General features: G+C 73.4%; 8 protein-coding genes. 5 read left to right on the top strand and 3 right to left on the bottom strand.

All coding sequences use genetic code 11. The annotated features are described in order from the left end of the window. The first annotated feature begins 87 nt into the window (after positions 1-87). The 3 genes from ACMA1D_RS15355 (at position 88) to ACMA1D_RS15345 (ending at position 4,953) form a co-directional block, all read left to right on the top strand. Positions 88-1,035: a hypothetical protein gene (locus ACMA1D_RS15355; protein WP_414724512.1), complete on the top strand. Its 948-nt coding sequence runs from the start codon at positions 88-90 to the stop codon at positions 1,033-1,035. 40 nt (positions 1,036-1,075) lie between these two features. Further along, positions 1,076-2,629, top strand: a complete 1,554-nt coding sequence (locus ACMA1D_RS15350; protein WP_414724511.1) for an APC family permease — start codon at positions 1,076-1,078, stop codon at positions 2,627-2,629. A 395-nt stretch (positions 2,630-3,024) separates the two neighbouring features. Beyond that, positions 3,025-4,953, top strand: a complete 1,929-nt coding sequence (locus tag ACMA1D_RS15345; protein ID WP_414724510.1) for a primary-amine oxidase — start codon at positions 3,025-3,027, stop codon at positions 4,951-4,953. A 127-nt stretch (positions 4,954-5,080) separates the two neighbouring features. Here the strand turns inward: ACMA1D_RS15345 and ACMA1D_RS15340 are convergent, their stop codons facing one another. Then, positions 5,081-5,518, bottom strand: a complete 438-nt coding sequence (locus tag ACMA1D_RS15340; protein WP_414724509.1) for a (2Fe-2S) ferredoxin domain-containing protein — start codon at positions 5,516-5,518, stop codon at positions 5,081-5,083. Between the two features lie 410 nt (positions 5,519-5,928). Between ACMA1D_RS15340 and ACMA1D_RS15335 the strand changes: the two genes are divergently transcribed. Beyond that, positions 5,929-6,960, top strand: a complete 1,032-nt coding sequence (locus tag ACMA1D_RS15335) for a glycoside hydrolase family 6 protein (RefSeq protein ID WP_414724544.1) — start codon at positions 5,929-5,931, stop codon at positions 6,958-6,960. Positions 6,961-7,067: 107 nt separating this feature from the next. On the opposite strand, the gene ACMA1D_RS15330 is transcribed toward ACMA1D_RS15335, so the two are convergent. Both ACMA1D_RS15330 and ACMA1D_RS15325 read right to left on the bottom strand, forming a co-directional pair. Continuing rightward, positions 7,068-8,948, bottom strand: coding sequence for a galactose oxidase-like domain-containing protein (locus tag ACMA1D_RS15330; RefSeq protein WP_414724543.1), 1,881 nt, complete (start codon positions 8,946-8,948; stop codon positions 7,068-7,070). A 41-nt stretch (positions 8,949-8,989) separates the two neighbouring features. Continuing rightward, positions 8,990-10,819 (bottom strand): glycosyltransferase family 2 protein, encoded by a 1,830-nt coding sequence (locus ACMA1D_RS15325; RefSeq protein ID WP_414724508.1) that lies wholly within the window; start codon positions 10,817-10,819, stop codon positions 8,990-8,992. Between the two features lie 1,298 nt (positions 10,820-12,117). On the opposite strand from ACMA1D_RS15325, the gene ACMA1D_RS15320 reads away from it, so the two are divergent. Continuing rightward, positions 12,118-13,512 (top strand): glycosyltransferase, encoded by a 1,395-nt coding sequence (locus tag ACMA1D_RS15320; RefSeq protein ID WP_414724507.1) that lies wholly within the window; start codon positions 12,118-12,120, stop codon positions 13,510-13,512. Positions 13,513-14,354 lie beyond the last annotated feature (842 nt).

The following is a 14,354-nucleotide window of genomic DNA, read 5'->3' as shown; positions in this document are numbered from 1 at the left end:
GGGGGCCACCGATGGGGCCGGCGCACCTCGCGCGGACGGATTCCGCTGCGGGGCTGGAGGTGACAGCGTTGTGGAGGAACTTCACGAATGACGCCTCCGCCACGCTCGATCGGCCGCCCGTGGCGCAGGGGCCGGTTCGCCTTTGACCCCGCGCTGGACGATGCGGAGCTGGCCGCGGCCCGCAACGCACTCGCCCAGGGACGGTGGAGCGCCGCCCGGGCCCTGCTCGCCGAGACCGGCGAGGACTGGGACCGCAGGGGACACCGTCTGATGGTCCTCGCCGAGGCCAGGGCCAGCGTCTCGTGGGCGCGCGAATGGCAGCTCGCCGAACCCGACAGCGCCGCCGCCGCGACCCTGCTGGCCTGCGCCAGTACCCTGCGCGCGGTGCGCGGCAAGGCGTCGTACGAGTCGGCGCGCGAGCAGTGTCTGGTGGCCGCGCGACTGGTCCCGACCGACCCGTCGCCGTGGCTGGCGCAACTCGTCCTGGCCCGCACCCTGGGCACCGGCGACGACTGCGCGCGCGCCTTCGACCAGGTGCGCGCCCGCCACCCGGACCACCACCACGCGCACCACCTGATGGCCGCCGCGCTCGCGGAGCGTGACGGTGGTGGCGGCGACCCGCTGCACGAGGTGTACGACTTCGCCGACTGGGCCGCCGAGCAGGCGCCGGCGGACTCGCCCCTGGCCGTGCTGCCGGTGGTGGCGCACGCCGAGCGGTTCCGGGTGCTCGCCGCCTCCGGAGCGGTGCCGCGCAACCCCGCCGAATCGCAGCACTGGCACACCCGAAAGGCCCGACAAGTGCTGAAAGCGGCCTTTGACTGGTGGCTGGAATGGGAGGGTGAGGACCACCCCCGCCAGCAGATAGACCTCAACTACCTGGCCCACGCCACGTACCACGAGGGACGTCTCGCGGAGGCCGCCGCGCTCTTCCACCGCATCGGCCCGCACGCCACCCGGGCCCCCTGGTCGTACACCGACCGCGATCCCAAACAGGAATTCCGCGCCGCGCGCTCCGCGGCGCTCGGCTCACCCTGACCTGATTCCCGGCACCTCCCGTGGAAAGGAACCGTCCGCCATGACGACGGGTAGCACGCGCGCGAGAGAGATCAGCACGTTCAAGGGCCAGGACCGCGCGCTGCGCGCCGGCCGCATCGGCATGACCGGGCTGCTGCTCTCGGTGGTGGCGGCCAGCGCGCCGATGATGGTCGTCGCCGGCGTCATGCCCACCACGTACGCCGTGATGGGCATCGTCGGTCAGCCGCTGCTCTTCGTGATCCTCGGCATCGTGCTCATGCTGTTCAGCTTCGGCTACGCCGAGATGAGCCGCCACGTGCACAACGCGGGCGCCTTCTACGCGTACATCGCCCGGGGCCTCGGCGGCACCGCCGGCGCCGCCGCGTCCGTGCTCGCCCTCGTCGCGTACAGCACCATGCAGTTCGGCATCTACGGCATCTTCGGGTTCGAGGTCGCCGGGCTGATCGACCAGCACTTGGACGTGCGAGTGGACTGGTGGATTCCGGCCCTGGTCGGGGTGGTGCTGGTGAGCGTGCTCGGCTGGCTCAAGATCGACCTCAACGTCAAGGTGCTCGGCGTCCTGTTGCTCATCGAGGTGGTGCTGGTCTCGGTGTTCGCGGTGGCCGGCCTCGGCGACCCGGGCCCCGAGGGCGTCTCGCTGCACGCGTTCAACCCCGACACGCTCACCGGCGCGGGCCTCGGCACCGCCCTGTGCTTCTGCATCGCCTCCTTCACCGGCTTCGAGCAGTCCCCGGTCTACGCCGAGGAGACCACCAGGCCGCAGGTGGTGGTGGCGCGCGTGATGTTCCTCGCGGTCGGCTTCGCCGCCCTCTTCTTCGCCTTCAGCTCCTGGGTGCTCGGCGTCGCGGCCGGCCCGTCCGAGGTGGTGGCCACCGCACAGGCGCAGGGCCCGGGCATGCTGTTCGGGCTGACCGAGGACCGGCTGGGCACCGCGGTCACCAACACCATGCACGTCTTCTACGTGACCGGCATGTTCGCCGCCATGCTCAGCTTCCACAACGTGGTGGCCCGCTACGCCTTCGCCATGGGCCGCGAGGGCCTGCTGCCCGCCGCGTTCGGCCGCACCAACAAGTCCAGCGGCGCGCCCGCCTACGGCTCCGTGCTCCAGAGCGTGCTCTCGCTGGTCGTCGTGGCCGGCTTCGCGCTCAGCGACGACAAGCCCTTCGGTGACCCGACCACGCCGGTGCTGCACCTGTTCACCTGGGCCGGCAACGTGGGCGCGCTCGGCGTGATGGCCCTGATGGCCACCGCGAGCATCGCCGTCATCTCCTTCTTCGTCCGCCGCGGCGCCACCCGCGTCCACCTGCCCCGCATCATCTGCTCGGGCCTGTCGGCCGTGGCGCTCGCCGTCATCATGGTCTACGCCGTCAAGGACTTCGACGTGCTGCTCCAGGCCGACCCGGATTCCGCGCTGCGCTGGCTGCTGCCCGGCGTGATGGGCCTCGCCGTCGTCGTCGGCATCGGGTACGGGCTGCTGCTGCGCGCGACACGCCCGGAGGTGCACCGCGGAATAGGGAAGGGCAACGAGGCATTCCAACTGGAGAAGGCCGCAGCCGCACATGGGCCGGCGACCTCGCACCGCACCACTGCGTGAGATCGACCTAACTAGGCACCACCTGTCAAAACGCACCACCCGTCAAAACCGCACCACCTGTCGGGACCGTACGACCTGTCGATACCGCACCAAGCCGCCAGGCTCGTGGGCCTGTCGGACACGCCCCAGCAGTCACCTCCGTACGGCACGCACCAGCCGTCGGCCGCCCCACGGCACCAGCCGCCGCACCGCGTACCAGGGCGCACTCGGGCCCGCGGCACCGTGCACCACCGCCCGGGTCCGGCCCCCGCGTCGCTCCCGGCGGGCCGGGGGCGCGGCGCGTACGGTTCTCGACCGACAGCGAGCTGGAGCGACGACGCACCAGAGCCACCAGCAGCCAGCTCGACCACCAGCTATCGGCAAGCACCTCGCCGCACCGCGCGAAGGAGCACCGCATGAACTGCTGTGAGACCCCGCAACCGGGGGCGCAGGCCCCCGCGCACCCGCTCGACCCGCTGACCGCCGAGGAGTTCACCACCGCCAGGCGGATCCTGGCCGACGCGGGCAAGGTCACCGAAGCCACCCGCTTCCCGCTCGTCCTGCCACACGAACCGGACCGGCACACCGCCAGCACCCACCGCCCCGGCGACCCGGTCGTACGGCGCGTGCGGGCCACCCTGCTCGACCAGGAGACCGGCGCCGCCGCCGAGGCCGTCGTCGACCTGACCGCGCAGACCCTGCTCTCCTACCGCGACCTCGACGCCGCCAAGGAGGGCCAACCCCCGCTGCTCATGGAGGAGTTCGAGCTCTGTGAGGAGATCGTCAAGGCCGACCCCGGCTGGCGGCGCGCCATGGCGGAGCGCGGCATCACCGACCCGAGCCTGGCCGTCATCGCCCCGCTGGCGGCGGGCCCGCTCGTCCTCGACGACGAGCCGGGGCGGCGACTGCTGCGCTCGCCCACCTATCTGCGCTGTACGGGTTCGGACAACGCCTGGGCGCACCCGGTGGCCGGCCTGGTCGCCGACGTGGACCTGACGCAGCGGCGCGTCGTACGACTCGTCGACACCGGCGCGGTGCCGGTGCCCACCGAGTGCGGCCGGTACGAGCCGGAGTTCACCGGCCCGCCGCGCACCGACGTCCGCCCGCTGCGGATCACCCAGCCCGACGGCCCCTCCTTCCAGCTCACCGGCCACCGGCTGGACTGGCTCGGCTGGAGCATGCGGGTGGACTTCAACGCCCGCGAGGGCCTGGTGCTGCACCAGATCGGCTACCAGGACGGCGAGCGCCGGCGGTCGGTGCTGCACCGCGCCTCGCTGGCGGAGATGGCCGTCGCGTACGGCGAGGCGGACGAGGCGCGCAACTGGGTGGCGTTCCTGGACGCCGGCGAGTACACGCTCGGCCGCAACGCCAACGCGCTGCGCCTGGGCTGCGACTGCCTCGGCGAGATCCGCTACCTGGACGCCGTCCTCACCGACGACCACGGCCACCCGGAGACGCTGCCCAACGCGATCTGCATCCACGAGGAGGACACCGGGCTGCTCTGGAAGCACACCGACATCTTCAACGGCAACGCCGTGCACAGCCGCCGCGGGCGCCGGCTGGTCATCTCCTACATCGCGACCGTCGGCAACTATGACTATGGCTTCTACTGGTACTTCCACCCGGACGGCAGCATCGCCTTCGAGGTGAAATCCACCGGCATCGTGCAGACCACCGCCATCGAGCCGGGCGCCACCGCGCCGCACGGCACCGAGCTCGCGCCCGGCCTGCTCGCCCCCTACCACCAGCACCTGTTCTGCGTACGCCTGGACGTCGCGGTCGACGGCCACCACAACACCGTGCAGGAGGTGGACGCCGTACCGGTGCCCACGGGCCCGGCCAACCCCAACGGCAATGCGTTCACCATCCGCACCACACCGCTGGCCGACAGCGCCGACGGCGGCCGGCTGGCCGACGCCACCACGGGCCGGCACTGGCGCATCACCAACCCGTCCGTACGCAACCGGGTCGGACAGCCCGTCGGCTACGTGCTGGTGCCGCAGCCGAGCCCGGTCCTGCTGGCCCAGCCCGACGCGCCGGTCACCCGCAGGCTCAGCTACGCGACCAAGCACCTGTGGGTGACGCGGCAGACCGCCGACCGGCGCTACCCGGCCGGCGACTACCCGAACCAACACCCGGGCGGGGCCGGCGTCACCTCCTGGGCGCAGGGCGGCGAGTCGCTGGAGGACACCGAGCTGACGGTGTGGCACACCTTCGGGCCCACCCATCTGCCGCGCGCCGAGGAGTGGCCGGTCATGCCCGTGGACCACTGCGGCTTCACCCTGCGGCCGAGCGGCTTCTTCGACCGCAACCCGGCCCTGAACCTGCCGGCAGAGGAGGGCTGACCCCCGGCACCGCGCCGTGCCCCGGCCTGGCCGGGGCACGGCAGCCGCGCCCTGTGACACGGACGTGTGGGGGCGCGTACCGGGTGCGTACGCCAAGTGCGCGGAGGCGGGGGGAGAAGGGGAGCGGTCAGTCCTCCAGGGCCTCGCGGACCCGGCGCGAGACCGTGAACGCGTAGAGGTCGAGCACCCCGGGCGGCTCCGCGAGGCCGGGCCCGCCGGCGCGTATCCAGGTGGCGATGTCGGTCAGGGCGTCGTCGTCGTTGACGAGCCCCAGCCACACCGGCCGGCCGCCCGCGGCGCGCCCGCTCGGCGACGGCTGCACCACCATCACATTGGCCTGGTCGCACACGTCGAGGCAGTCCGAGGCCCGTACCGCAGCGGCCGGCCCGACCGCCTCCCGCAGCCGGGCGATCTGCCCGGCGTGGTCCACCCCGGGCACCTTGCGCGGATCGCCGCAGCAGCACCCCCGGCACACGGTGACCTTGCAGGTCGCGGCGGCCTTCCCGGGTGCGTCGGAAGCCGTGCGGCGGGCGGCGGGGAACCGGCGGTCCGTGGGGGAGCTCATCCGACCGATGGTACGGGCCGGGGCCGGCCGGCGGGGTGAGAGGACCGTCACGCCGGATGGGCCCCGGCCCACCCTCGGCCGGGCCCGGGTCCATCCGCAACCGGGTCGGCGGGCCCCGACCCGTGGCCGGGCCGGGGTCGCGGCCCCGCCCCGGTGCGGCGGCCCCACCACTTTGGCCAGCGGGCCCGCCGCCCCGACCGGGCCGCGCCGCGGACTCGTCGCCCTTTTGGCGGTCACCGGGTGCCGTGCGCCCGTCGGCGGGAAACCCTGATGTTCCGTCATGTCGTGCGTCCCGCCCCGCGTCGGACGCCGGCGGGCGGTGGGACCGCCGAGCGAGCGAGGGAGTTCAGGTGAGACAGGTAGCCCGAGGCCGGTCACCGGTGTGGTGCGGAACGCTGGCGGCCGGTGGCATCGCCGCGCTGGCCCTGGCGTACGGCGGCTGGCTGCCGCTGCCGGCGGCGATCGGGGTGGCGGAATCGGCCGCTGCCGGCCGGCCCGCCTCCGCGTCCGACCCGGTGGCCGGCGCGTTCCCCGGGCCGGGCGAGCGCCTTCCGCTCGACCGGGACCGGGAGTTGTGGCGCGACCGGCACACCCCGGCCGCCGTCCAACTCCGCGCCTGGCGCGCGCAGGGCCGCACGGATGACGCCCGGCTGCTGACCCCGCTGGCCCGCCGGCCGGTCGCCGAGTGGATCGGCGACCGGCCGCGGGAGCGGGCCCGCGAGATCACCGAGGCGGCCCGGGCGCAGCGGCGGATGCCGGTCCTGGTCGCGTACCACGTCCCGTACCGGGACTGTGGCCAGCACTCCAGGGGCGGGGCCGGGGACGGCGCCGCGTACCGCAGGTGGGCCACCGAGTTGGCGGCCGGGATCGGCGACCGCAGCGCGCTGGTGATCGTGGAGCCGGACGCGGTGGCGCAGGTGGTGGACGGCTGCGTGCCGGAGCCGCCCCGCGGCGAGCGGCTCGACCTGCTGCGGCACGCGGTGGTCACGCTCTCCGGGCTGCCGCGCACCCGCGTCTACCTGGATGCGGGCAATGCGGGCTGGGTTCCGGACCCGGCCCGCCTGGTGCCCTCGCTCCGGCGGGCCGGCATCGACTACGCGGACGGCTTCGCGCTCAACGTGGCCAACTTCCACACCACCGAGGCCACTACGGAGTACGGGCGGCGGCTGTCCCGGCTGGTCGACGACGCCCCGTTCGTCATCGACACCTCACGCAACGGGCGCGGCCCGGCGCCGGACGGCGGCCCGGACGGCGCCTGGTGCAACCCGCCGGGCCGGGCCATCGGCCACCCGCCGTCCACCGACACGGGGGAGCCGGGCGTGGACGCGTACCTGTGGATCAAGCGCCCGGGCGAGTCGGACGGCGCCTGCCGCGGCGGCCCGCCGGCCGGCCGCTGGTGGCCTTCGTACGCGCTGGAGTTGGCCCGCAACGCGGCCGGGTAGCCAGCGGCCCCGGCAGGGCCTGAAGCACGGGCGCGGCGCCCGGCCCCGAGCGGGGCCGGGCGCCGCGTGGTGCCTGCCGGACGGTGGCCCGGCCGCACGACAGGTGCTCAGGGCAGGTGCACCCAGGTGGCCTTGGACGGGGTGCCCTTGGCGTCGGTGACGAAGAGCATGTACCAGCCGGGCGGGGTGAGCGTCCGGTCGGCGGGGACGGAGAGGGTGACCGCGCCGCGCTGGCGGGTGACGCCGAGTTGGACGGAGCGCTGTTCGACGTCGGTGGTGTGGGTGACGGCGCTGGGGCGCATCAGCTTGGCGCTGGTGATGCGCTCGGGGTGGCGGGTGCGGAAGGTCGCCTCGCCGCCGCGCTTGAGCTCGCTGGGGCCGGCGCCGAGCACGGGCCGGTCCTTGGCGAACAGGTACGGCGGGCTGTAGATCTCCACCCGCTTCTCGAAGGTGCCCGGCTGGGTGTTGGCCCGGTCGGCGTAGAGCGGGTCGGAGCCGAACGTGGCGACCCGGCCGTCGGGCAGCAGCAGCGCCGAGGAGTGGTAGTTGCGGCCCACGGTCGGGTCGGCGGCCCGCTGGAAGGAGTTGCTCAGCGGCGAGTAGATCTGCGCCTTGTGGATGTCGCTGTCGCCCTTGCCGCGGTAGTCGTGGGAGCCGCCGGTGGTGAACACCGTGTCGTTCGGGAGGATCACGCTGGACAGGTAGCGGGTGCCCTGCGGCAGGTCCGGCCCCCTCTCGTAGCGCGGCGGGTTCTTCGTCAGGTCGGCGATCGCGGTGCGCGGCGTGGACTTCTTCGACTCGCCGACGCCGCCCCCGCCCAGGATCATCACCTTCTGCTCCTGCGCCGGCGGCAGCAGCACCGAGGTCGACGTCTCGGTCTGGTCGGCGTCGGTGAGCCCGCGCACCGGCTGGAAGGTGTTGCGGTTGAGGTCCCACAGGCCCGGTACGCGGCCCTTGTCGGCCGGCCCGTACCCGGCGTTGGAACCCGAGTAGAAGAGCTTGCCGCCCTTGGTGAGGAACAGCGCCGGATAGGTGGGGAAGTAGTGCCGCGGGGCCTTGGACCACTTCTTGGTCTTCGGGTCGTAGATCTCGTTGATGCCGTTGATGATCTGCCCCACGTCGTCCAGGCCCGAGACGGACAGCACCCGCCCGTCGTCGAGCGTGACCAGCGTGGGGTACCAGCGGGCCTCCTCCATCGGGTCGACCGGTACGTAGCGCTCGTCGTCCGGGTCGAACTCGTAGGTGGCCTTGATGCCCTGGTAGTCCTGCTTGTCCAACGTCATGGCCTGGGCGAGGCCGTACACGTCCTGCTTGGCCCGCCCCTTCAGGCCGCCGATCGTGTACTGGGCCGGCTTGTCGCGCAGCCCCGCCTTGCCCTTCTTCACCGATTCGACGAACACCCGGGTCTCACTGGCCTTGACCACCACCTTGCCGTCCTGGCCCTTGCCCTTGAGGGTCTTCTTCTCCGCCGGGTCGAGCCGGAAGGGGCGGGTGGCCCGGTAGCGCTTGCCGTCGGGGGCGCGGAAGACGGTGCCCTTGGCGAAGCGGCGTCCGCGGTCCGGGTCCTCGTTCTTGACCATCATCGGGCCGGCCGCGCGCTCGACCTCGCCGTCCAGCACCTCGTAGCGCGCGGTGCCGCCGGCCACCAGCATGTTGCCGCCCGGCAGTTGCGAGTGGCCGCCGCAGAACAGGTCCTCGGGGGTGGGGATGAGCTTGAACGTGTCGTTGGCCGGGTCCCACAGGAGGGTGTCGAAGGTGCCCGCGTCGAACCGCTTCTCGTCATTGCCCGAACCGGCGATGAGCAGCACTTTCCCGGTGCGCAGCAGGGCCGCGTGGATCGCCCTGACCCGGTACTTCTCCGGCACCGAAAGCAGCTTCCAGTGCCCGTAGTGGGCCTTGTAGCCGGGCTGGTTGATCTTGTACGCGTGGTAGGTGCGTTCCGCGTAGCTCACGGCCGCCGGGGCGTTGAGGCCGGCGATGACGAGCATGGCCGTCGCGCTGATGGCTGTGGTACGGGCCCGGGGGGTGATCAGGTGGCGCACAGCGAATCCCTCTCTGCCGTGGTGGCGTCCGTCGTCGTGGGCTGGGTGGTCTGCGCCGCGGCGGTGGCTGCCGGCTCGTCGGGCGCCGTTGCGGTCGCCGTCGCCGTCGCCGTGGCCGTGGCCGTGGCCGGGACTGCCGCTGCCGCTGCCGGCAGCGCGGTCGTGCCCCGGCGTGCGGTACGGCGCGCGCGCAGCAGCCCGCCGCACCACACGGCCGGCGCCGCCAGGCACAGCAGCACCGCGAGCAGCGCCCAGGTGCACATGGCGACATGGGTGTGGCCGAGGAAGGGCGAGGCCACCAGCGAACCGCCGAAGACCACGCCCCACAGCAGGTGGATGCGGAAGGTCGCGAGCCGGTCCGGGCTCGACGAATCGCCCTTCGGCGTCACCACGAACCGGCTCTTGCGCCGCAGCACCGCATCGCACAGCGACTTCGCGTAGATCGGGGCGGAGATCGCCGACAGCGCCATGCCGGCCGTGCCCGACGAGCCGCGCGGCTCGTGCGGGCTGACGTTGTGCTTGCGGTTCCAGAGGTAGAGCCCGATCTGGAGCGCCGCCGCGTCGCTGTAGAGCATCAGCCAGATCTCCGACGAGATCTGCACGCCGGACGCGCCGAGCCCGAGGAAGAGCGCGCAGGAGAGCGCGGAGAGCACCCAGTTCAGCGCCGACATCGGATAGAAGGTGAGCAGCAGCGAATAGTTGAGCAGCTTTCCCGGGGGCAGTGTGGGAATACCGCGCCAGTACTGCTTGAACAGCGTTTCGTAGGTGCCCCTGCTCCACCGCAGTTGCTGGCTGAAGAAATCCGCCCAGGCGGCGGGGCCCTCGCCGACGGCCAACACGTCCGGCGTGTACACCGAACGCCATGTGTGGCCCGTCTGCGGATTGCGCGTGCGGTGCAGTTCGAATCCGGTGGCCATGTCCTCGGTGATCGAGTCGTAGAGCCCGCCGATGCTCTTGAGCGCACTGATCCGCACCGCATTGTTGGTCCCCACGAACATGGCCCCGTCATAGGCGTTGCCGGCCCGCTGGATCAGCGCGTGGAACAGGAACTGCTGGCTCTCCGCCGCCTTGGTGACGGCCGCCTCGTAATTCCCGTACACCTGCGGCCCCACGACGAAGGCGACGTCCGGGTCCCGGAAGTAGCCCAACATGCGCTCCAGGAAATTCGGCAGCGGCACGTGGTCGGTGTCCACACAGGCCATGAATTCGTACGCGTCGCCATGCGCGTCCAGCCACGAGTTGTAGTTCCCGTGCTTGGTCCTGGCCCGGAAGGGGCCGGTGGGCTGGTTCCAGCGGGCCACGCCCTTGCGGGAGAAGTGCCGCACGCCCAGCGCCGCGCACAACTCCTTGACCTCGGGGTCGTCGCCCTCGTCGAGCAGCCACACGTCCAGCGTCCCGGCGTGCCGCAGCCGCTTCGCCGCCGCCAGCGTGGCGCGCACCATCGCCACCGGCTCCTTGCCGGGGACGAAGCTGGTCAGGAACGCCACCTTGGTGCCGGACGCGGCGCGCACCGGCACCGGGTCGCGGGCCACCAGCGTGGCGTGGGCGTTGGAGACGACCGTGAACAGCCGGAACACCTCGATGAGCCCGATCGACACGAGCATCACCGCATCGGCGGTGGTCACCCAGTGGGACACGTACGTCCGGTGCACCCAGTGCTCGGGACGCAGCAGCCACACCAGCAACAGCGCGGACACGGCGGGCGCGGCGGCCAACAACAGCGCGGCCCGCACCCGGTGCGGCTCCTGCGCCAGCAGGCTCCGGTAGCGCACCCGGTAGGGCTCGCCCGCCGGCGGATCGGTGAGCGGCCCGGCCAACTGGCTGTACCGGTCGTAGTCGTAGCGCGCCGGCTGCTCTTCGGCGGTGCTGGGGGAGGGGGCCGCGGACGGGGCGGGGACGGGCGCGGCGGTCGGCCGGGTGGAGGGGGGCGCGTCGTCCGGGGTGGCCTGGCGCGGGGTCGCCTTCGGGCGGCCGGTCGCGGCGTGTGTGCCCTTCTTCGGGCCGGACCGGCTGGCCCGGTCGGCCTGGGTGGCTTGGTTGGCCTGGCCGTTTCGGCTGCACCGGCTGGTCTGTTCGGTCCGGTCGGTCTGTTCGGTCTGTTCGGTCTGTCCGGCCCGGCTGGTCTGGCCGGCCTTGCGTTCGGCCGCGCCGCGTGGTGCGTCAGCGGGGGCTCGACGGGGCTTGGCGTTCCGGCGCGCGGACGGCTTCGGTTGGGCCTTCGAAGTGGGAGTGGGCTTCGAAGGCGGGACGGGCTTCGGAGCCGGAACGGGTTTCGGGGTCGGTGCGCTTTTCGAAGCCGGTGCGCTCTTCGGAGTCGGAACGGCCTTCGGGGTGGGGACGGACTTCGGGGTCGGCGCGCTCTTCGGAGTCGGAGTGGGCTTCGAAGTCGAGACGGCCTTCGGAGCCGGGACAGGCTTCGGAGCCGGGACGGGCTTCGGTTCTGGAATGGTCGGTGTGCCCCGGCCGCTTTCGCCGGTGGGCGGGGATTCACCGGTGGATGGGGATTCGTCGGTGGGCGAGGAAACGTCGGTGGCACGGGGCGTCGTGGACTCGGCGGATGCACAGGCGTCTGCCGCACGGTCGCCCTGCCGTGCTTTTTCGGAATCGGCGGCAGCACCGACCTTCTTGGCCTTCTTCACTGACGCTCTGACATGGCTGTTCGCAGCCAACGCGGCCTCCCGCGGAACGAGCAAGGGCCTGCCTTGCGGCAGCGATAGCCCATCTGGTCTATTCGTCGTCTCATCTGGCAAAAAGGGACGGTAACAACCGAGCGGGCAGGATTGGCCTATATCGGATGATCGGCGCGCCGTACCGCCCGGCGTCGAATGGCTGAGGAAGTGAAAGTCACACTGTCGGCCTATCTGTGCGCGTCTCGCGTGAATTGCAGAGGGCTTTCTGTCATGGTTTGGCCGCTTCAGCTCCGCGAAATCCGGAGCCCACGACACCGCTGAGAACCGTTGTTGGGGGGCCCTGCGTGCCGCCAGACCATCGCTCGCCACGAGACCGTCGCTCGCCGCGCCAGGGCGGGGCACCGGGTAGCAACCGCGCCCCGGGGCGCCGTACCGTGCCGGCCCCCGGCCGCCCCCCGGGCGCACGCGCCGGACAGCCGCTGACGGTGTTGCACGTCTGCCAGCCGGTGTCCGGCGGCGTGGCCAGGGTCGTCGCCGACCTGGTCGGCGGCCAGCGCGCGAGCGGGCTCCGCCCGGTGGTGGCCTGTCCGCCCGGCGGGACGTTGGCCGCCGAGGTCGCGGCGGCCGGGGCCGAGGTCCTGCACTGGCCGGCGCGCCGCGCCCCCGGCCCCGCACTGGCCGCCGAAACCGCACGGCTGGCCCGCATCATCCGCACCCTGGACCCCGATCTGGTGCACACCCACAGCGCGAAGGCGGGTCTTGCGGGGCGGCTCGCGGCGGGCCGTCGGGTGCCGACGTTGCATCAGCCGCACGCCTGGTCCTTCGACGCGGTCGACGGCCTGACGCGCGCACTGGCCGTGCGCTGGGAGCGGTACGCGGCGCGCTGGACCACCCGGCTGCTGTGCGTGAGCGAGGACGAGCGGCTGCGCGGCGTCGCCGCCGGGATCGCAGGCCGCTGGGCGGTGGTGCGCAACGGGGTGGACACCGGCCGCTTCGTACCGCAGGACCCGGCCGCGCGTCGCGCCGCCCGCGCCGGTCTCCCCGGCCTGTACGAGACGGTGCGGTGCGGGCCGCTGGTGGTGTGCGTGGGGCGGCTGTGCCGACAGAAGGGGCAGGACGTGCTGTTGGCCGCCTGGCCGCGGATCGCCGCCGCGGTCCCGGGGGCACGGCTGGCCCTGGTCGGCGACGGCCCGTACGGTGACCGGCTGCGCCGCGCCGCGCCGCCCGACGTCGTCTTCGCCGGCCCGACGCGGGACCCGGCGCGCTGGTACGCGGCGGCCGACCTGGTGGTGCTGCCCTCGCGCTGGGAGGGGATGGCACTGGCCCCGCTGGAGGCGATGGCCTGCGGCCGGCCGGTCGTGGTCACCGAGGTGACCGGCGCCCGCGAGGGCCTGCCGCCGGGACACGCCGCCCACTGCCTGGCCCCGCCCGACGACCCGGCCGCCCTCGCCCGTACGGTCGCCGCCCTGCTGGCCGACCCCGACCGGTGCGCTGCGCTGGGCGCGCAGGCCCGGCGCCACGTGTGCGAACGGCACGACGTACGGCGGGTGGTGGCGCAGGTGGGGTGGGTGTACACGACGGTGCTCGGTGCGGCTGCCGCCGCACCGTCGGGGCGCGTTGCCCCGTCCGCCGCGGCTGCGCCCGCCACTCCTGTACCTGCTGTCGCGGTGCCCGCCACTGCTGTGCCCGTCACCGGCGTACGAGCCGACACCGAAGCTGCCGACCCGGTGCCCGGCGGTACGGCGGGCGGCGACATGGCGCTCGACGGCACGGCGGTCGGCGACACGGTGCCCGGCGGCCCGGCGGCCGGTGGCGTGGCGGCTGGCGGTCGGGGGTCGGCCGGTGGGGAGCGCGGCGGGCCGGATGTGGGCAGGTCATGACCGCGGACGACGTACGGACCGCGGGCGCCGGCTCTGGTGCGGCCCGCACCCCGCCCGCCTGCGCCGCCGGCCCCGCTGTGCAACCCGCCGCGCCCGCCGAAGCAGACAGCGGCCCCGGCTCCGAAGCCGACGGAGGCGCCGGCACCAACACCAACACCAACACTGGCATCAGTACCGACACCAGTACGGCCATCGGCCTGGGCGCAGCCACCGTCAGCGGCACCCGTCTCGCGGCCGGGGCCGACGCCGCGTCCGCCGTGTCGGTGTGCGCGCCGCGGGGCGGTGACGGCGGGGTGTCACGACCGTTCCGCGGCCGGGCGCCGTTGCGGCAACGGCTCGCGCCGCTGGTCCTGTTGGTCGCCGACGGCGCGGCCACCGTCGCCGCGCTGCTGCTGGCGAACGCGCTGAACGTGCTGCACCTGCCGGACGCCGCGGAGGCGGCGGACGCCATGTACGGCGCGGACGCGGCCGGTGCGCTGCGGACGGCGGTGCCCGCACTGGTGGTGCTGTTCGCGCTCCACGCGCGCGCCGGCCTCTACCGCCCCGGCCTGTCTGCCGCGGCCCTGGACGAACTCCCCGTACTGGTCCGACACGCCGTGCTGACCTGGTGTGTCGTCACCACCGGACTGGTCGCGCTCGATCCGGCGAGCACCGCGCAGTGGGGGCAGCTCCTGGCGCTCCTCGCCGCCCACGCCCCGCTGATGTGCCTGGCGCGGGCCGTCGCCCACCGGCTCCTGCGCCATCTGCGCCGCACCGCACCGTGCCCCGCCCTGGTGGTCGGCGTCGGCCCGCTGGGCGAACGCGTACTCGCGACCCTGCTCGCCGCCCCCGCGTACGGGCTG

The organism is Streptomyces sp. 796.1 (assembly GCF_047525675.1).
Lineage (GTDB): Bacteria > Actinomycetota > Actinomycetes > Streptomycetales > Streptomycetaceae > Streptomyces.
Note: the sequence above shows the minus strand (reverse complement) of the source record. Positions and strands in the feature narration are given on the sequence as shown.